Source organism: Nostoc sp. NMS7, from assembly GCF_017115085.1.
Classification (GTDB): domain Bacteria; phylum Cyanobacteriota; class Cyanobacteriia; order Cyanobacteriales; family Nostocaceae; genus Nostoc.
Window position 1 is genome coordinate 1 of record NZ_JABXKJ010000218.1, and the last position, 19,436, is coordinate 19,436.

Annotated in this window: 15 protein-coding genes and 2 pseudogenes; 7 read left to right on the plus strand and 10 right to left on the minus strand. The window is 41.7% G+C overall.

Annotated elements, in window-relative coordinates:
- The 3 genes and pseudogenes from HWQ38_RS26405 to HWQ38_RS26415 form a co-directional block, all read right to left on the minus strand.
- On the minus strand, positions 1-185 hold a 185-nt coding region (locus tag HWQ38_RS26405; protein ID WP_292799540.1), incomplete at its 3' end, for a hypothetical protein.
- Positions 186-360: 175 nt separating this feature from the next.
- A pseudogene (locus HWQ38_RS26410) lies at positions 361-915 on the minus strand (type I restriction enzyme HsdR N-terminal domain-containing protein); the annotation flags it as partial.
- Between the two features lie 25 nt (positions 916-940).
- On the minus strand, positions 941-1,369 hold the full coding sequence (locus HWQ38_RS26415) for a MerR family transcriptional regulator (RefSeq protein ID WP_292799546.1): 429 nt from the start codon (positions 1,367-1,369) through the stop codon (positions 941-943).
- Between the two features lie 68 nt (positions 1,370-1,437).
- Between HWQ38_RS26415 and cas12k the strand changes: the two are divergent.
- Positions 1,438-3,171, plus strand: a pseudogene (gene cas12k / locus HWQ38_RS26420) (type V CRISPR-associated protein Cas12k).
- 997 nt (positions 3,172-4,168) lie between these two features.
- Here cas12k and mutL read toward each other — a convergent pair.
- Both mutL and HWQ38_RS26430 read right to left on the minus strand, forming a co-directional pair.
- Complete coding sequence (gene mutL / locus HWQ38_RS26425; RefSeq protein WP_292799549.1) at positions 4,169-5,890, minus strand: DNA mismatch repair endonuclease MutL; 1,722 nt, start codon at positions 5,888-5,890, stop codon at positions 4,169-4,171.
- 162 nt (positions 5,891-6,052) lie between these two features.
- Complete coding sequence (locus HWQ38_RS26430) at positions 6,053-7,102, minus strand: adenosine deaminase (RefSeq protein WP_292799552.1); 1,050 nt, start codon at positions 7,100-7,102, stop codon at positions 6,053-6,055.
- 531 nt (positions 7,103-7,633) lie between these two features.
- Between HWQ38_RS26430 and HWQ38_RS26435 the strand changes: the two genes are divergently transcribed.
- Complete coding sequence (locus tag HWQ38_RS26435; protein ID WP_292799555.1) at positions 7,634-7,843, plus strand: hypothetical protein; 210 nt, start codon at positions 7,634-7,636, stop codon at positions 7,841-7,843.
- Between the two features lie 577 nt (positions 7,844-8,420).
- Here HWQ38_RS26435 and HWQ38_RS26440 read toward each other — a convergent pair.
- The 5 genes from HWQ38_RS26440 to HWQ38_RS26460 all read right to left on the minus strand — a co-directional run bounded on the left by HWQ38_RS26440 (position 8,421) and on the right by HWQ38_RS26460 (position 13,616).
- A complete protein-coding gene (locus tag HWQ38_RS26440; protein WP_292799558.1) occupies positions 8,421-8,732 on the minus strand; it encodes a threonine dehydratase in 312 nt (103 codons plus the stop codon).
- Between the two features lie 167 nt (positions 8,733-8,899).
- Positions 8,900-9,775: a phosphodiester glycosidase family protein gene (locus HWQ38_RS26445; RefSeq protein ID WP_292799561.1), complete on the minus strand. Its 876-nt coding sequence runs from the start codon at positions 9,773-9,775 to the stop codon at positions 8,900-8,902.
- A 465-nt stretch (positions 9,776-10,240) separates the two neighbouring features.
- Positions 10,241-12,031 carry an ATP-binding protein gene (locus tag HWQ38_RS26450; protein ID WP_292799564.1) on the minus strand — a complete coding sequence of 597 codons (1,791 nt, stop codon included), beginning with the start codon at positions 12,029-12,031 and terminating at the stop codon, positions 10,241-10,243.
- A 472-nt stretch (positions 12,032-12,503) separates the two neighbouring features.
- Positions 12,504-12,983, minus strand: a complete 480-nt coding sequence (locus HWQ38_RS26455) for a hypothetical protein (protein ID WP_292799567.1) — start codon at positions 12,981-12,983, stop codon at positions 12,504-12,506.
- 96 nt (positions 12,984-13,079) lie between these two features.
- A complete protein-coding gene (locus HWQ38_RS26460) occupies positions 13,080-13,616 on the minus strand; it encodes a hypothetical protein (RefSeq protein ID WP_292799570.1) in 537 nt (178 codons plus the stop codon).
- Between the two features lie 663 nt (positions 13,617-14,279).
- Between HWQ38_RS26460 and HWQ38_RS26465 the strand changes: the two genes are divergently transcribed.
- The 5 genes from HWQ38_RS26465 to HWQ38_RS26485 all read left to right on the plus strand — a co-directional run bounded on the left by HWQ38_RS26465 (position 14,280) and on the right by HWQ38_RS26485 (position 19,352).
- Positions 14,280-15,623 carry an adenylosuccinate synthase gene (locus HWQ38_RS26465; RefSeq protein ID WP_292799573.1) on the plus strand — a complete coding sequence of 448 codons (1,344 nt, stop codon included), beginning with the start codon at positions 14,280-14,282 and terminating at the stop codon, positions 15,621-15,623.
- A 69-nt stretch (positions 15,624-15,692) separates the two neighbouring features.
- Entirely contained in the window at positions 15,693-16,295 is a 603-nt protein-coding gene (locus HWQ38_RS26470) for a 50S ribosomal protein L25/general stress protein Ctc (protein ID WP_292799576.1), read from the plus strand.
- 82 nt (positions 16,296-16,377) lie between these two features.
- Positions 16,378-17,922 (plus strand): AAA family ATPase, encoded by a 1,545-nt coding sequence (locus HWQ38_RS26475; protein ID WP_292799579.1) that lies wholly within the window; start codon positions 16,378-16,380, stop codon positions 17,920-17,922.
- Positions 17,923-17,935: 13 nt separating this feature from the next.
- The gene (locus HWQ38_RS26480) at positions 17,936-18,442 is read left to right on the plus strand and encodes a hypothetical protein (RefSeq protein ID WP_292799581.1); all 507 of its coding nucleotides are present in this window, start codon (positions 17,936-17,938) and stop codon (positions 18,440-18,442) included.
- 118 nt (positions 18,443-18,560) lie between these two features.
- A complete protein-coding gene (locus tag HWQ38_RS26485; protein ID WP_292799584.1) occupies positions 18,561-19,352 on the plus strand; it encodes a YdcF family protein in 792 nt (263 codons plus the stop codon).
- Positions 19,353-19,436 lie beyond the last annotated feature (84 nt).

Sequence of the window (19,436 nt, forward strand, 5' to 3'; positions counted from 1 at the left end):
ATTGATTCAACAATCGCTAATAATTTTTGCTTACCGCAACTTATTGAGCGGATACCAAATATAGTTCCTTCTGCAAACTTCTTAACAATCCCTGCTTGACCAACTAAATGTTTGCTACCATTTCCACGAACGATAAAAACATCTTCAGCTTTGACTAAATATTGTTGTGCTTCTTCGTGACTCATTGGTACTGGCTTAGAGTCAGTGCAATCTATCTGACCATCTCTGATTGCTGATAGCCTTATGCACTTAATTCCTGATGCTTGCTCAGTTCCCCTGATAGATTTTCCATTCTTAAGATTTGCACGTCCTACTAACTTTTCTATAGAGATGCTACTTTCTATATAATTATCAAAAATTTGTCAGCAGTAGGCGCTTTTGACCTTTGAAAATTGCGGCTAGTGCAGCATTAATAGCATTTCGTTGATAGTAGCGCAGTGGTTTATCTGGAATTGGATAAAACGGAGTTAACAGTTTTTCTGCTATGTCTGTTCTAATTTGCTCCTTCGCTTCCCCAGTTAATCGTCGCCAAAGTTCATCAGGACTGGGAAACGATTCCATCACATCAGACTGCTTACCCGTGATGAAATCAAACTCTACAATTCCTTGTCCGTTAGTGGAGTAAGCAAACTTTACCCCTAGAAGATTGGCATAGTCTATTGCCTGTTCCAGTCCCTCATCAGGAGTTTTATGTTTCCTTTTTGCCTCTACTATCGCCAAGGGAAATTCTCCATTATATAGCAGCAAATAGTCTGCAAATTTCCGTTTGCCACGAGGTTGGCGCTTATTTTTCGGGCGAATCTTGCCATCAGTAAAGTAATACTGCTCATAGTAAGCATGGGATTCTCTCTCCCATCCTGCATCCTTTAACTTCGGCTCCACATACTTACGGCAAGTATTCGCTTCATTGCTCATTTATTATTTTTCTTGACTTCATCGTTTACTTGTCCAATTTAACCGCCAACCTCTGATAAATCTCGTCCAACCACACCGGAATTACAAGCTTACCTGCATCTAAAGATGCGATCGCCTTTTTTCTGTCAAACTCCATAAGCTCAAGCGAACGCTCCTGCGCTTGGGACAACAACATAAACCGCTTACCTTTACCTGAAGTAAATAATTCCGGCTCCTGGTCTTTCAGCTTTTTCAGCGTGGTGCTGGCTATGTCAAAACTTAACCCCACAGATAGCCAATATGACATTGCAGCCAGTTCCAGCAAATTGGATTTTGAGTAATAAATACTACGTCCTGTCCCCGTATCACTGATTACAGGAACAATCACCCCCCTCTCTCGCCAATACTGTAGCTGACGAAGGGTGCAGCCTGTGATTTCAGCAGCTTCCTTGCTTGTAAAAAATGTCTCCTGCATACAATTTATTTTACAGAAGACTTGTTTAATACAAATATGTTAGTATTAGACAATATTGTTTTAAACCGATGAGCCAAATCACTATTCAGTGTCGTCTTGTAGCCTCAGAATCATCACGCCAGCAACTATGGAAGTTGATGGCAGAGCTAAATACGCCACTGATTAATAAACTATTGCGTCAGGTAAATCAACACCCAGAGTTTGAAACTTGGCGACAAAAGGGTAAACACCCCACTAGTGTTGTCAAAGAACTCTGCCAACCTCTAAAAATTGATCCTCTTTTCATTGGTCAGCCTGGACGGTTTTATACGAGTGCGATCGCATTGGTGAATTACATATATAAATCATGGTTTGCCCTGATGAAGCGATCGCAGTTCCAACTAGAAGGTAAAAATCGCTGGTTGGAAATGCTTAACAGTGATGTTGAATTGGTAGAAAGTAGTGGTGTCAGCTTAGATAGTCTTCGCACTAAAGCTGCTGAAATTTTGGTTCAATTTGCTCCTCTCAATACTGCTGAAACTCAATCAACGAATGGGAAAAAAGCTAAAAAGCGCAAAAAAGCTAAAAATTCAGATAGCAAAAGTTTATCAAAGAATTTATTTTAGAATTACCGCAACACAGAAGATAACTTGACTCGTTGCGCCATCAGCTATTTACTCAAAAATGGTTGCAAAATCAACGAGAAAGAGGAAGACCCTAAAAAATTTGCTCAACGTCGCCGTAAACTTGAAATTCAGATTGAACGCCTCAGAGAACAGCTAGAAACACGAATTCCCAAAGGTAGAGATTTAACATCTGCCAAATGGTTAGACACTATTATTGTTGCCACTTATAACGTTCCAACAAATGAAGCCGAGGCAAAATCTTGGCAAGACAGCCTTTTAAGGCAATCTAGCAAAGTACCTTTCCCGGTAGCTTACGAAACCAGCGAAGACATGACTTGGTTTAAAAACCAGTTTGGGCGCATCTGTGTAAAATTCAAATGTTTGAGTGAGCATAGTTTTCAAGTGTATTGTGATTCTCGCCACCTTCACTGGTTTCAACGCTTCCTAGAAGATCAACAAATTAAGAAAAATAGCAAAAATCAACACTCCAGTAGCCTATTCACTCTGCGTAGTGGGCGTATTGCTTGGCAAGAAGAGGAAGGCAAAGGCGATCCTTGGAATGTTAATCGCTTAACCCTCTACTGTTCTGTAGATACCCGCCTATGGACTACTGAAGGAACCAATCAAGTAAGAGAAGAGAAAGCCGAAGAAATCGCTAAAATTATTACCAATACAAAAGCCAAAGGCGACCTCAATGAAAAACAGCAAGCCCATATAAAACGCAAAAACTCTACCTTAGAGAGAATTAATAACCCTTTTCCTCGCCCCACTAAACCTTTATATAAAGGACAATCCCATATTCTTGTTGGTATTAGCCTCGGCTTAGAAAAACCTGCAACGCTAGCGGTAGTAGACGGCACTACAGGTCAAGTAATTACCTATCGCAACATCAGACAACTACTGGGTGATAATTACAAACTGCTAAATCGACAGCGACAGCAAAAGCAGTCTTTATCCCACCAACGCCAAATAGCCCAAATGCTTGCTGCACCAAATCAGTTTGGAGAATCGGAGTTAGGGGAATACATTGACAGATTACTGTCCAAAGAGATTATTGCGATCGCCCAAACATACTCTGCTGGAAGTATTGTTCTACCCAAATTGGACAATATGCGAGAGCAAGTTCAGAGTGAGATTCAAGCCAGCGCCGCAGTTCATGCTTGTTATAAGCCTCTGTACTGTGTAAATTTGGGTTAGTTTGACTGCTGTTAAACAGTCTTGCTTTCTGACCCTGGTAGCTGCCCACCTTGATGCTGCTGTCCCTTGCGGACAGGAATAAGGTGCGCCCCCAGTAATAGAGGTGCGGGTTTACCGCAGTGGTGGCTACTGAATCACCTCCGACCAAGGAGGAACCCACCTTAATTATTTTTTGGCATGGTAAAGCGGGGGCGATTTCTCTGGGACTCCTGCCAAAACTTTAAATCGCTTGTTTAATAAGGTTTATAGCCTTTCATGTGTCAGTTGATTTACTTTTTTAAGTATTAACTGACGGGCGGTTTTGGGAGACGTGACAAAAATGCCTTCATAACTATTGGTAAATCAAGGGTTTGAAGCGCAGAGTTTCAACACCCCTCCCAACTAGAGGCGGGTTGAAAGCTTCCTTTATCCCCATAAAGCTTTTGTGGGATAACAATTTTTTTGGGGAGAGTTTTACAAACTTCTCTTAAAAATAGGTGGGTTGAAAGATTGGTAAAAGTCATGGAATTCTTGGACTAATGGGACAAAAAATTGTCAACTTACAGCAATTTTCATTTCTTTGAACCACAAATCCTCGTAGGGGGGTAAGGTCTTGCGCCCCTAGCACGTGGTCTATTTACCTGAAAATAGCTATAAAAAAATATTGTCAATTTTCTTCCGCCTATAGGATAGAGAAGATTGCAGGTAAATTAGGTAACTATATTACGAAACGTAAATATCCTCCAAACTCTTACTATTGAGAAATGACAAATGACGACCCTCTCTGGTCAAAGACGCACTTTCGTTCACCAGTACAGTTTATTTGCGCCGACATCCTTAGTTGATAAGTCATGCATTGTTAAACTGGTATTGTGACCACAGCAGTTCATCTTTGATATAGCTGATCCAGAATGCCTAATGGACATTAATTTGTTAAAAATGACATTAATCTGTTAACAGTGACAAATAATTAGTTAATGTACACAACACGACACCAAAGGATGTCTCACCCAAAACATCAAATTCCATGACTTTTACCAATTACCCAATTACGCCGGAAAAACCGGGCTAAAGCTGATTCTTCTAAGGATAGATAAATTGGGCGTCCGTGCGGACAAGTACGCGGGTTGCGAGTGCGTTGCCAATTATCTAAAAGTATCTGCATTTCTTGCTGGTTCATGGGTGTACCGTTACGAATGGCACTGCGACAGGCAACGGCTACTTGGGCTGTTTGTAAGTCGCCCCCCAAACTAAGTTCTAAAATTGCTTCTGCACAATCATCTCGCTGTTGCAAAGGTGCGGGGATGTTACGAACTGCCCAAAGTTGTTCGCCAAAGGGTTCTATTTCTAAACCGATGCGTTCTAGTTGCGATAGTTGCGCTGGCGACAATTGATAAAGAATTATTGGCGGTTCGACGGGGACAAGTTGCCAATTATCACACAATTGTTCATACAAAACTCGCTCATGTGCAATGTGCTGTTCCACTAACCACATACCACCTGAATGTTCCGCCACAATATAAGTGTTCCTAAGTTGAGCGATAGCCTTTAAGGAGTTAGGAGAGACGCGATTAATCGCGTTTGTACCAGGGTTAGGAGTTTTGGGATTTTGAGGATTGAAATTGTAACCGCCTTTGGCTTCTGCGGCTTTGAGTAATTTACTCACTCGTGTTGTGTGGACAGCTTCTTTAAGATTAGTAGAAGAAATGCTGAGTGCTTGGTTAATTGCTTGGGTAATTTGCTCTTGCCAATAAATGATTTCGTTGAGGTAAATTTCTGTTTTTGCGGGATTGCGATTCCAGTTAATTTGCTCCGGGGAAATGGCAAGATGTAAAAAACAAATTGGATAGCGATCGCGTGGTAATGTTCTATGAAATGCTGATAATATCGTTTGCTCTAGTTCCAGTGTCTTAACCATCCGTCCATTGATGGCTACACGTACCCAATCTGGACGATGACGATGAGTGCGATCGGGTAATCCTACCACTAAATTTAGTAAGGAGTTAGGAGAGACGCGATTAATCGCATCTGTACAGGAGTGGGGAGGGTTGGGGATTTCGAGTTTCACTTCTTGCAAGTCACCTGGTCGCACTTGCGGTAAAATCTGCGGTAGTAGCTGGCCAGTTGTGGCGGCAGGAGAGATGGTAAACCATTGACGGTCATTTTGCCATATCTGCCAGGTGACGTGGGGATGACATAGGGCAATTTGTTGAATTGTGGCTTGCACAGCTTTCATTTGCTGTGCTGCTGTGGGTAATCCTTGACGACGAGATGAATAATTGCCGAAAAGATGAGAAACTGTAACTACTGTACCAGGTGCGATCGCAGTTACTTCAACTTGCACAACTTCCCCACCATCGCCATAACTAATCCGCCATCCTAATTTCCCACCCACAGGACGACTCAAAATCTCCAAATCTGCCAGAGTCGTCAAACTGTGCAACGCCTCACCACGAAACCCTAAACTGTTAATTTTCCATAAATCATCACTAGAGCGAATTTTACTGGTGCTGTGGGCTGTGGCTGCTTGTTGCAAGTCATCTAAGTTCATTCCACAACCATTGTCTGCCACACGAATTCGCCATTGCTGCGGCCATAGAGAAACCACAATTCGCGTTGCACCTGCGTCTAGGGAATTTTCTATTAATTCCCGCACCACAGAAGCTAAAGAGTCGATTACCTCACCAGCTGTAATGAGATATACGACTTCTGTTGGTAGAGCTTGAATAGTAGATGCCATAAATTATAGTTTATAGCTTCTGGTAACACAAGGGTTCTGGATAACGCACATTTAATTTCTAGAAATGTCTTAAAGCTTTCTCTACACCAGCAGAAAAAATCAGTGATCGCAACATTAATTAACATTAAATCACCTGACTTTCTGCTTAACTCTAGGTGGTTGCTAATTACTATCCTTTATTGCCAAAACTTTAGGTGGTTCAGGTTTCAGCAAACCGTTTAACAGGGATGCGGGACGTTGAGTGTAAGGCCAAGCAAAAGCATGACGGAAAGCTGCATCTTGACAAGCTTGTAGTTGTTCAAAGTTAATAATGTCGTAAGTTAAGAGATTTTCATACTCAAACGGTAGACGCACATTGTGCAGCCCAGCGTTATCAGTACAGATAGCGATATCTACCCCAGCATCAAAACAACGGTCAAAAACTAATTTGAGTTGACGTATATCCTGCAAAGTACCAGTTTTTAGGTAAGTTGTCGGACAAACCTCTAAACATTGTCCGCGTTTAGCCACATCATTAAGTAACTCTGGATATAGTAGGGGAATTTGAATGCCATGACCAATCCGCATCAAATAGGGTAATAATTCTGGGTAACAACCGGCGGTGGTTTCATATAGATGTCCGGTGGTCTTAACGCCCAGCGATCGCGCATAATCATATAGGCTGATCCATTCTTCCATGCGATCGGCGTAATAGCTATCACCCCCTGCTACATCTACTGCACAGATATACTCTTTATTTTGGGCCGCCAAATCAACAATTGCCTTGTTCACCTGATATGGTAGGCGCGTGTGCATACAGAGAATTTGGCTAGTAACAATTGGATATTCTGGCTGGTGGCTAGCAAGTCCAACTACTTGCACAATTTCTGCCATCTTGTCAATTCTCTGTGATTGATTCAGATGCTCAGGTGTCCGTAAATAGGGAGTATAGCGCAGTTCCAGATAAGCCAAATTTTCAAAGATGTAAGCACCCCGCACCAAGCGATAGATAAAGTAAGGCAAAGTCTCCACAGTTTGTACACTTTCTACCAGAGTGTGTAATTCTAGATACTCATCTAGGGTATTGCGTGGGCGGGTATAAAAATCTTCAAATTCTGAATAGTCAGCAAAGCGGGAAATCAACTCCGAAGAATGTCGCTCAAAATATCGCCATAAAACTCGCGGTACGACCGAACCGCCTAGATGTCTATGTAATTCAGCATATAAAGCCATAGTGGTATTTTTAACTAAAAATTTCAATAATTGTAACAAAAACATCAGAATAAAAAATCTCTACTCAAAAACATTTAGCTCAGAGTTTTCCCACCATCTCGATTTTTCAACAAAGGCTCCAACCTAGATGTGGCGCAAAGGTCGGGATTTTATCCTGATTTTCCGAAAATCCAGCATTTATACCTCATTTAAGTTGAGAACCGTAGTTTTTGTCCTCACCCTAAATTGCTCTCCCAGATATGGGAGAGCGATTTTGAAATTCTGGCTCCCCGAATCCCAAATCTGGGATTCAGGGTTGGGGGATGAGGGCAAATCCTTTTCATCACCGAAGAACTACAGGTTTCAAGATAGACGCGGTTTAGATAGTATTTTGAGCATAAATCAACTTGACATCATTAAGATTAAATTGATAATATTAAGGACTTTAATTTTCGTGCTAGAGTGAATAAAACATTCATATTGTTGAGCAAGTAAAATATATTGCTATATTTTACTTTTAACTAAGCAAACTCCTGGCAAGGTTGGTATTAATTGAAAATTCAAGCGTTGGATGTCAAGGCTGGCGATCGGATTATTGCTTACTGCAACAACAAAATGCAAACCTGCAAGGTAAAACGCATTTTAGAACCCGGTCAAGCTAATATCACACTTTCAGTATTCACATCGGAGAATTATCGCGGTTGCTCAGTTTCATCTGTAGTCCGCTTCCGAAGCAACGCCTTAGTTGATTTGGTAAGTTAAAAATCAACTAAATATTCCATCTCAAAAATCTCTCTAGCTCTTGTCCAGCCTCAAACTGGATGTAATTTTATAGAAGGTATCTACGCGCAGCGTCTCGTAGAGAAGTGCGGGCTACGCCAAAACAGATTTAAATCCGTTAATTGTGGCTGGGTGATTTTTCATAAAAGCGCCCTCACACTACAGGAGTGCAGGCGATATCACTTTTGGAAGAAAGTGATCATATACTCATGCTCCACCAAAAAAGGCAAGAGCTAGACTTAAAGTAACTAAAATTTTTCTTAGTACAGCATTTCATAGTTCGTAGCGAATTCTCTTTGGAAAAACTCTGCGAGGGCAGTCGCTCATGGGGTTTCCCCAAGACCCTTACAGGTGAAGCTCTCTACGAGACGCTGCGCGTAGCTTGCTTACCTCACCCTCAATCCCTCTCCTGATAAAGGAGAGGGAAGCTAGAGGCAAGATGAAGGAAGTTTTGCTATTTTATTTAATCCACGTTCTTAAGAACAAGCCGCTTCTCTACGAGACGCTCCGCGAATGCGTCTACGCATTACTAAGATAATCCTGCAATTGATGGCTTTTGTTATTTCTTTTTCACATCACGAGCCATATTCAGGTAGTAGTCGTCAAGTTTGGCATTAGGAGGACGACTGTTAGTGGTGGGAATTTTAGCAGTGTTATTCTGAACCTTTTCAATTGGCTGTTTAGCAGAAGCTTCCTTTATACCTTGCACCTCATCAGATTCCAAGAAATAACCAGAGTTAGTAAATCCGAACAGCTGGGCAAAAAAACCAAATATATTTCCGAAAAAATTAGAAACGCTTTGGAATAAAACACCAAACAAGCCTTCAAAACGAAGGAACAAGTTCCGAATAATTTGAGGTAGACGAAGCATGACAGCACCTTCAATGATTGCCTATTATCATTGTGACTCAATTGCGATCGCATCAATCTGGCGATCGCAAAAATCTACCAGTGGGTAGGCATAGCCCCAATAATAGGAGTTTGTGCAGTTTAGATAATGGCGGCAGAGGGCAATAGCTACGATGATACTGTTCAATATTAGTTTTCTTGAACCAGCAAAACCGACTTCACGGGACGCTTGATAGAATTTCCCTCCAAATCAACCTTCCCGTAAAAGGTTTTGCCATTGTAATAAAGGGAAGACGAACTTCCCCCATCCAGATTCATCGCTTTATCAGCACCAAGAGTTTTCATCAAATCAGCTAATGCTGGCAAGGATACCCCATTAGCGGGAGCCGAGGGTTTTTGAGCTACCATAACTAAAACAACGCTGCCATCACGGGTAATACCTACGGCAGTTCTGGCATTGGGTTGGTTGCTGCCAAGTGCATCTCGTTTATTGGCAATATCCACAAAGCCCTCTTTTACTAACGTGAGTTCTGGTAACAGGCGTGGGCCTGCACCTATAGCATCGACTAACTGACAACCTGCTGGTGGTGACTCACTATGTAAAGCAATCGAATAACTGATAGTTTGCCCACATAAGTAGCGGCGGAATTCTGTGCGATTGAATATTTGACTCAGATAAGGTTTTAAGTTGGGATTGTTCACCAGACGCTCGTTTTCCTTGGGGTTAGCTACCAACTTCCCTTGTCGGACAATATATGATGTAGATTTTTGGTTAACTGGGTCAAAAAAGCCTGCGTTCAAAATAGCTACGGCTCGATGCTTCTGGGCAAATTCCTCTACAGTAGCTACCTTCTGTGATAGTGCAGGAGTTACCAAAAATCTGCTATTAGCTGGAATCAACAGGATATGAGCTATGCTTTGGGGCAAAGTGCGCTGGAAGTAGCGAATAGTTTTTGGTGGTGAAGATGCAACAGTCGGTATTGACGGTGTTGAGGAACGCAAATTCAACCATAACGCCATTGCCAAACTAATTAATATCAAACTCAGTAGTTTAATTTTTCTCACTTTTAAACTTACGCGATCGCGGCAAACAGTTGCACATTGTACCGCAAAACTTGATCGAATTTTGGAACGTCTACACATCGACACTGGAATTGCTTTAGTATTACCGGGATATAGAATTTTTACGACTTACCAGGGTAGCTATGACCGTAAACAGACATCAAATACAGGGACTAACAGCTTTTAATTGTACGGTTCTCGACTCAAATACTTTTGAAAACTTAATGATTTAGGCAGGGTATCAATCTCAGGTAGCGCACCTGCACAATCTAATAGAATAAAAGTATGGTGGATTCATAACGAATACCCAAGAGTCGAGTCCGTATATAGTCCAGACAAGAGAATAGTGATAACGGCGTATCATATTAACTAATATTTTTTATTTCTATTAACCAATTTCCAACGTGGGCAGAAAGTTTTAGTTGATAGGATTTTTGTAGTCTGTAATATTTTCACCACCAAAATTAATTAGCCATCTCCTATAACTGATTCCAGTTCTGGAGAGAGTAAATGTATGTCTCTGGATGTTGAGGCAGGCAAATACACTGTAAATTGAGTACCTCTGCCTAACTGACTGTAAACATTGACAAAACCACCGTGATTTTTAATGATACCCAACGTCGTAGAAAGTCCTAAACCTGTACCTTTGCCTACCTCTTTGGTGGTGAAAAATGGTTTAAAAATCTGTTCTTGGACTTCCGAGGACATCCCCATACCAGTATCCGTCACCACGATCGCAATATAAGAACCCACTTTGGCATCAATATTTATCTGAGCTGAATGTTCACCAATTACCACATTTTCTGCTACAATCCTTAAAATGCCGCCATTGGGCATGGCATCGCGGGCGTTGACTAGTAAATTTATCAGCACCTGATACAGTTGAGTTATGTCTCCACGGACGTACCAGAGATTTTTGGGAATATCTATCTGGCAGGTGATCGATTTGGGGAATGTTTGAGTGAGAATTTGCTCAATTTCCTCTATTAAAGGCTGAATTTGCACAATTGTCCGTTTTCCTTCAATACCCCGTGCAAAAGACAAAACTTGCTTGAGCAAATTAGCGCCGCGTTTAACATTATTTTCTAAAGTTTGCAATATTTGCTGACTCTGCTGATCGGGCAATTTCTTTTGCAACAGTTGAACTGACATTAAAATTGGGGATAATATATTGTTGAGGTCATGGGCAATACCAGAAGCGAGAGTGCCGATACTCTCCAAACGTTGCGATCGCAGAAGTTGAGCTTCCACTTGTTTTTGCTGGGTTATATCTCGCATCAGTGCCAAATGCCTGAATGTCCCATCAGATTCGTTACGCAGTGGTACGGCATGAGTTTCTATGTAGCGGCGGGTGCCCTTAAATCCCACGATTTCAAACTCCAAAGTCCCCTTGTTACCTTGGCAAATACTTTTATGCAAGTCTGCAAAGGCTGCTCTATACTCTGGTAGAATTACGGCATCAATTGGTTTACCAATCAAGACATCAGCACTTTCCACTTCCATCATTGCCAGCCCTTCTGCATTAATTTCTAAAAGGGTGCCATCCCTGGCAATTAACTTGATGCATTTTGGTTCTGCATCTATCATCGCTCGTAAATGATTTTCGCTTTGGCTTAGAGCCAGTTCTGTCTGCTGAAGTTGCCTGATATAACGCCGCAACAAATCAGACAGCAGCACCACTAGCATTAAATCGACAATAGCAGCGATAAAAAATGTAACTATCGCCTTTTGGGAACTTGCTTGTGACTCCTGCATTCCCTGCTGTAATAAATTTTGCTCCACCTTTAAAGAGTCGTGAATCAGCTGTTGGATCTCTTTGCCAATTTGCTTGTCTTTATCAGATAAGATTTGCTGCCGATGTCTGCGGTAAATTTCTTGTTGCAGAATGTTGAACCTGTTGGTAATTTTCGGCTGCTGCTTTTGATGGTTATCAGCAGTTAATTTGCTGAGAATCTGAATATTGCTATTAGTTTGTTGATTGGCTGCAAGATAAGTTTGTAAATCATCTGCATCTGCTCTAATTAGGTAATTACGTTGTGCAGTTTCAGGATCTTTGAGTCGAGATTGGATACTTTCAAGCTGGGTAATAATTTCATCGGAGTATGTCACCCATTGCTGGTTGTGAATCAGGTTAGCAGTGTTGCTATATAAGACTAGAGAATTAGTAAATACAAGTGCGAATGCTAGGATGAATATTGCTTTCAGCTTTGGAACTTGATACCATTTTTTGAGCATGCGATCGCCCTTTCTGCCGCACATCAGTTAAGATTAAAGATTAAAAACAAATACTGAGAATATTTTAAGGATCTTGAGAACATAGGTAATAAAATACAATCTGTTAAAGTTGTAAATATTTAAATTTTTGGTGATAATTCTTTATACATAATAGTCACAAATAAATCCGCTAATTTTTAATATAAATTCATTTTTAGCAATAGTCTAGCCAATGCCGTTTGGAAATCAACGATACAGCCTCTGATCCAGAGCGTTGATAATTATCATCATCAATGCTGCTAAAAATGTCTTTAATCAAGCCTGTCATCAAAGGACTTCTATCTCAGAAAGAAAAAACTCAACATAACGCTCGGTTCCAAACCCCCAGCCTGGACTTAGGGACTGACAAATAAAAAAATACTTAACAATTTCTTGTGGGGTGGGCGTCTCGCCCGCCTGTAGCCCAAGGCGGGCAAGATGCCTACCCCACAAGATTGGATGGATTAGTGAATACCAGCTACAAGGAAGGATTACCACCACTGGTTCTGAAAGTTGAAAACTTCAATTCATCCCGAATGCTATTGGTATCACTATACAGGTTTGTCACTCTAAAATCATTACTTGAACAGCTAATATCTGGAGATTTTTTTCCTTGATAGCTGACTTGAGTTGATGTACCGAATGAAACAGATTTTGGACATGGCTTATATGGTAATTTAGACAGTGGTTGAGCTGCTAAAATGTCATTAAAAAATTTTATAGCTGTGTTCACTTTGATTTCACCTGCACCTTTCCTATTGCAAACAGTGTAAGTTGCCTTTCCTGATGGCAATACGCGAATTGTATACTGGCAAGTATTCGTAGAACCGCTATTAATAATAACTCCTGGCTCTTGAATAATTGCAGTTTGTGCAACTGTTTTCAGGGATAAAACACATAAAGGTGTAGCTAACAAGACTGAAGCCAAGCTAATTTTATAGAAGTTAAAAACTTTCATTATCACCTCACATTGATTTTTTTAGTTATTTAGACAGGTACTAACTGATTTGAAATATTTGGTTACAAAAAAATGGGTGTAATATAGCTGCTCTATTTAGCGGTATCTAGCGGTTCCCTTGAGTACGATAGTCTGATATGACTGTAATTGTCCCAACAGGGGAGTACGGATAAATCCTGATGTTTTTTCAGTAGTTAAAATCGCTTCGGTTTGAACAGTAGTTTCTTTAGTCCCGATAACTAGGTTGATAATTGGTAAAAGGAAGCTCAGTTTGACTATATTTCCTCCCAAGTCAGGGTTTGGTGGTTTGCTAATAATTACCGTCACAAGTGTACCGATATCAGTAGCCAACGTCTTAATTTGATCACCACTGAAATGCTGGGAAATGTTTTGACTTCTGTAATCAAGCTGTGAAACCCCATTGAGAATCGAATACTTGATGTAAATACCTTCGCCCTTAAGTTCAAACTCATTTGGTCGTTGCACAACAATTGCTTGTGCTGGCTTTGGGGATTTGGTCATCAAAAAAGATAGCAGTGATGTCGTGGTTAACCCAGTCACAAAGGTGAGAGCAGTTTTGAGAATTCGACGGCGGGACGAATTGACGGATATATCTTTAAGGTTAGGGTTCATAATTGGGAAATCCCCAAAGTCAAATTATTTCTATACAATTATCCCAAAAAAATTATCCGATTGTAGTGACAAACTGATAATTTTTTGATGATTAGGATAAGCATCTCTTATTTAAGGCTGATAAGTGCTAATCTCAACCATTTGTAAATATATATTTATCTTTCTAGAAAGATAAATATAAGTTAGAGACTGCGATCGCGTCTGTTAACTTTTGCCCATTATACTCATCGTTTTCAACATCAATAAACGTGAGTTGAAGTCCCGCTAGTTCATAATTTGACGCTAAAATTTAGATTCAATACCATGAAAATTCATGCTCCCATTTATCTACAAATTTATCAGCGCGAAATAGCGCTTCGATCATCATTTGTCTAAATTGATCAGCCGCACTCACAATATCAAGGTGACATTTAATATCCCAGGCGCTTCAATTGTGATTTTTCGCAGATCGTTCCAGGTTTTAAGTAAGTGGGCGGGAAAATTTCCAAGTATGTAACGAAATGTAAATTCAGCAGATACGTGACAAATTAGTTATTTTACCAGCTAGCTGTGCTACCCTAGCAAATTCAAAACAGCGAGATTATTCGAGAATTAGCTTGACATGATTCCAAGAATATGTTGATAATTATAGTTTGTGGAAACTTTACTTCTTAATATAAGCTCTTGGCTAACGTCATTGTCATAGGTGCCCAATGGGGCGATGAAGGAAAAGGTAAAATAACTGACTTACTCAGCCGTTCGGCAGATGTTGTGGTACGTTACCAAGGGGGTGTGAATGCTGGACACACGATTGTAGTCAAAGGTCAGACCTTTAAGCTGCACTTAATTCCCTCTGGTATTTTGTATCCAAATACCGATTGCATAATCGGCTGTGGAACAGTCATTGATCCACAGATTTTGATCGCAGAACTCGACCAACTAAAAGAATTAAATATTTCCACTGACCACCTGCTGATATCTGAGACAGCCCACGTAACCATGCCTTATCATCGGTTGATTGATCAGGCATCCGAAGAACGACGGGGAACCCATAAGATCGGCACAACAGGTCGGGGCATTGGGCCGACTTATGCGGACAAATCTGAACGTATAGGGATTCGGGTTTTAGACTTAATGGACCCCGATGGGCTACGTGAGCAGTTGGAGTGGACGATTAATTATAAAAACGTCATTTTAGAAAAGCTTTACAACTTGCCGCCTCTAGATCCACAAGAGGTGATTGAACAGTATTTGGGATATGCAGAACGCTTGCGGCCTTATGTTGTTGATACATCGTTCAAAATATCTGATGCGATTGGGCGACGACGCAATATTTTGTTTGAAGGCGCACAAGGTACGCTCCTGGACTTAGATCACGGAACTTATCCCTATGTCACCTCCTCTAACCCGGTGGCGGGGGGGGCTTGCGTTGGTACTGGGGTAGGCCCGACAATGATTGATCGGGTAATTGGGGTGTCGAAAGCCTATACAACCCGTGTGGGAGAGGGGCCATTTCCCACGGAATTGCATGGAGAGTTGGGAGAATTGTTGTGCGATCGCGGTGCCGAATTTGGCACAACCACCGGACGCAAACGGCGTTGCGGCTGGTTTGATGCCGTGATCGGTCGCTATGCCGTGCGAATTAACGGCATGGATTGTATGGCGTTGACCAAACTGGATGTTCTTGATGAATTAGAGTCAATCCAAGTTTGTGTCGCCTATGACATAGATGGCGATCACAGCGAATATTTCCCCACCAGTTCCCGTAAATTTGCCAGATGTCGCCCCATCTACAAAACCTTACCAGGGTGGCAAGTCTCAACAACTGAATGCCGCACCCTAGAAGACTTGCCACCGCAAGCACTGGACTATCTAAAATTCTTAGCCGAATTGATGGAAGTCCCGATCGCGATCGTCTCACTTGGAGCAAGCCGCGATCAAACCATAATTGTCGAAGACCCAATTCACGGTCCCAAACGCGCTTTATTGCATCCCGACGGCACACCCGCTACCCTGCTTAGTGCTTAAATTGGTCATTAGCTAATGACCAATGACTAATGACTAATGACAAATGACAAATGACAAAGGACAACTTCTATGGCTATTACAGTCGAATCTCTAAAACGTCCAGAAGGCAGCAAGCCCAGAGCTTTGCGTCGTTCAGGACTCATACCTGCCAATTTGTATGGTCATAAAGGTACAGAGTCAATTTCTTTGACCATTGAGGCCAAAACTGTTGAGCGCTTGCTCAAAAGAGCTTCAGTGAACAACACCTTGATTGATTTAAACGTGACTGATATACCTTGGCGCGGCAAAGCCCTGCTGCGGGAACTTCAGATTCATCCAGCAAAAGGTACCCCTTACCACCTCAGCTTTTTCGCGGTTGCAGGCCACGGCGACACCACTGTAGAAGTTCGGTTCCGTTTTGTGGGAACTGCTATTGGTGTTAAACAAGATGGTGGTGTGTTAGACACCGTAATCACTGAATTGCAAGTGAGTTGTGCGCCAGAAAATATCCCAGATGTAATTGAAATCGATGTCACTAACCTGCAAATGGGAGACAGCTTGAGTATTGGTGATATAGTTTTTCCTGAAGGTGTAACACCTCTAGCTGAACCAGAGCGACTTGTTGTCAGCGTTTTGCCACCGCAAATTAACGCTGAGGATAAGATTGAGGCAGAAGCCGAAGCAGTTTCTTAAGCTAGGTAAACTGTGTAATAATTCTTGATCATGCCAGGGGAGAACTCCTGGTTTTTTTGTATTTAAAGAACAAAGAAAAGAGATGACAGAAGTGACTCTTCCAGCTTTAATTCAGCAAATGTTGCAGCCGGGATTTTATCCCCATCCGGTAACAGAACCCATTCAACTAATTCAAACCCACATTTCTTATGTGCTGTTAACTGGAGATTACGCTTATAAGCTGAAAAAACCTGTGAATTTTGGCTTTTTGGACTTTTCCACGTTGGATAAGCGGCAGCATTTTTGTCAGGAAGAGTTGCGGTTAAATCAACGCGGTGCCGGTGAACTGTATTTAGAAGTTTTGCCGATAACTTTGGTAGGGGAGCAATACCAGCTAGGGGGAACGGCTGAGGCTGTAGAATACGTGCTGAAAATGCGCCAGTTTCCTCAAGAATCGCTATTAAGTTCACTTTTTGAACAGGGGAACTTAAATGAGTCACATTTAGAAGAGTTGGGACGGGTGGTGGCTAAATACCATGCCGAAGCACAGACGAATGATTATATTAGCAGTTTTGGTGAAGTACCAAAAGTTCGGGCTGCAATTGACGAGAATTATCAGCAAACTGATAAATATATTGGTGGTCCGCAGACTCAGGCGCAATTTCTCGAAACAAAGCAATATACAGATAACTTTTTTGCCGAACGTCCAGAATTATTCGCTAGCAGAATTCAGAACGATTATATTCGTGAATGTCACGGAGATTTACACCTGAGAAATATTGCGCTGTGGCACGACAAAATCTTGCTGTTTGATTGCATTGAGTTTAATGAGCCGTTTCGCTTTGTCGATGTGATGTATGATGTGGCGTTCACGGTGATGGATTTAGAAGCGCGGCAACGTCAAGATTTGGGTAATGCGTTTTTGAATGCCTACGTAGAGCAAACTGGAGACTGGGAAGGCTTACAGGTGTTGCCTTTGTATTTAAGTCGTCAGGCTTATGTCCGGGCTAAGGTAACTTCATTTTTGCTAGATGATCCGAATGTACCCGCGACGGTAAAGGAAGAAGCGACAAAAACCGCCTCTGATTATTACAAACAGGCTTGGGATTACACTAAACCAAAGCTGGGACAAGTAATTTTGATGTCCGGGTTGTCGGGTTCTGGTAAAAGTACCACAGCAAGGGGTTTAGCTCGTCAATTGGGAGCAATTCACCTTCGTTCGGATGCAGTGCGGAAACATTTAGGGGGAATTTCTCTGTGGGAAAAGGGTGGCGATGATTTGTATACACCGGAGATGACCGAGAAAACTTACACACGGCTGTTGGAATTGGGAATTATACTGGCTAATCAAGGTTTTTCGGTGATTTTGGATGCCAAGTATGATAAACAGCAGTTACGGCAAGATGCGATCGCTCAAGCTACGAAACACCAACTTCCTTTTCAGATTATCCAATGCACAGCACCCCTGGAAGTTCTAAAAGAGCGTTTGAACAATCGCACTGGTGATATTGCTGATGCCACCGCCGATTTATTAGCCTCACAAATTAAACAAGCTGAACCTTTCACTGAAGAGGAACAAGCCTACGTAAAGATTTTGGATACAACTCAACCACAACAGGCACAATTAAAAGCAGTAATTCCCCAATAGCTTTTTTTACTCTATGGCAGACAAAAAGAACGACTTTTTCAGTATTTCTCCCAGTTTCTTTTCTCAGCTGTTATTTGGGGCATTTTTAATATTTATATTAATAATGACCGGCTCCGCACCAGCCCTGAGCATCTTCTTAGGTATCACCGGGGGTTTCATCTTAAGCTGGATCACAAGTGTAACCAATAATAGCACCGAGGCTCCAACTGTAGCCTCCTCTGATGGTGTGGATACAGCATTGAAATACTGGTTATTTTTCATGCTGGGCTTTGTATATTTGGGGTATCCAGCCCCCATGAGTATCTTGCTAGGTGGAATAGGCGCTTTAGCTGGAGGCTGGATTACTGCTTGGTGGGGAAGTAAGGAACCAACTAGAACTCAGTTGCTAGTTGAAGAGTCAGAAGAGGGCGAAGTTGAACTAACGAACGAGAGGATTAACAAACGGCAAACAAGAAGAAGCGCCCGCCGTTACCGTCGCAGTCCGGGAAATAGTTTCAATTTCAGGTTTTGGGAAAAGTAATAATTTGGGCATTGGGCATTGGGCATTGGGCAATAATGTTCTTCTTCCCCTGCTTCTTTCTTAGTCCCTACTCCTCAGCCCAGTCCCCATTCCCAATGCCCCATTCCCCATTCGCATTATGTTTTTATATCTATCCAAATTACTACCACTATTTTTTTATCCACTGGGATTAGCCTGTGTCAGCTTGGTTGTAGCATTAGTAACGTTGTGGAAAAGACCGCGTACTGCGGCGATCGCAATTGCTTTTGCCCTAACTTTATTGCTATTTTGTAGTAATGCTTGGATAGCTAAATCATTAGTGCGATCGCTAGAATGGCAAAATCTCCCACCCGCGCAAATACCAGTTGCAGAAGCGATTGTGGTTTTAGGTGGCGCAACTAAATCAGCTTTTCCCCCAAGACCGACTGTAGATTTGAGTGAAGCAGGCGACCGCGTGATTTATGCCGCACAACTATATCGCCAGAAAAAAGCGCCTATAATCATTCTCAGCGGAGGTCGCATTGATTGGCGTGGAGGTGGTTCACCAGAGTCGGCAGATATGGCAACAATACTTACATCTATTGGTATTCCATCTGAGGCGATTATCCAAGAACCTGAATCTCTGAATACTTATCAAAATGCAGTGAATGTCCGAAAAATTTTGTCATCTCGTGGCATTCGTCAGGTATTATTAATTACTTCCGCAATGCACATGCCGCGATCGCTTCAGATTTTCCAGCGTCAAGGAATTAATGTAATTCCTGCACCGACTGACTTTCTTGTGAGTGAAGGTGAGTTGCAAGAACTCGGCAGCACTCCCAAAGCCGCTATACTAAATTTATTACCTGATACCGACAACTTACACCAATTTACCAGCGCTTTAAAAGAGTACATTGGTTCTTTTATCTATCGCTTACGCGGTTGGCTTTAATCAAGTTAGGAGTTCTTAGAAAGTTAGGAGTTAGGAGTTATGAGTTATTAATTATAAACTAGGGTAATTGCCTGAATTCAAAAC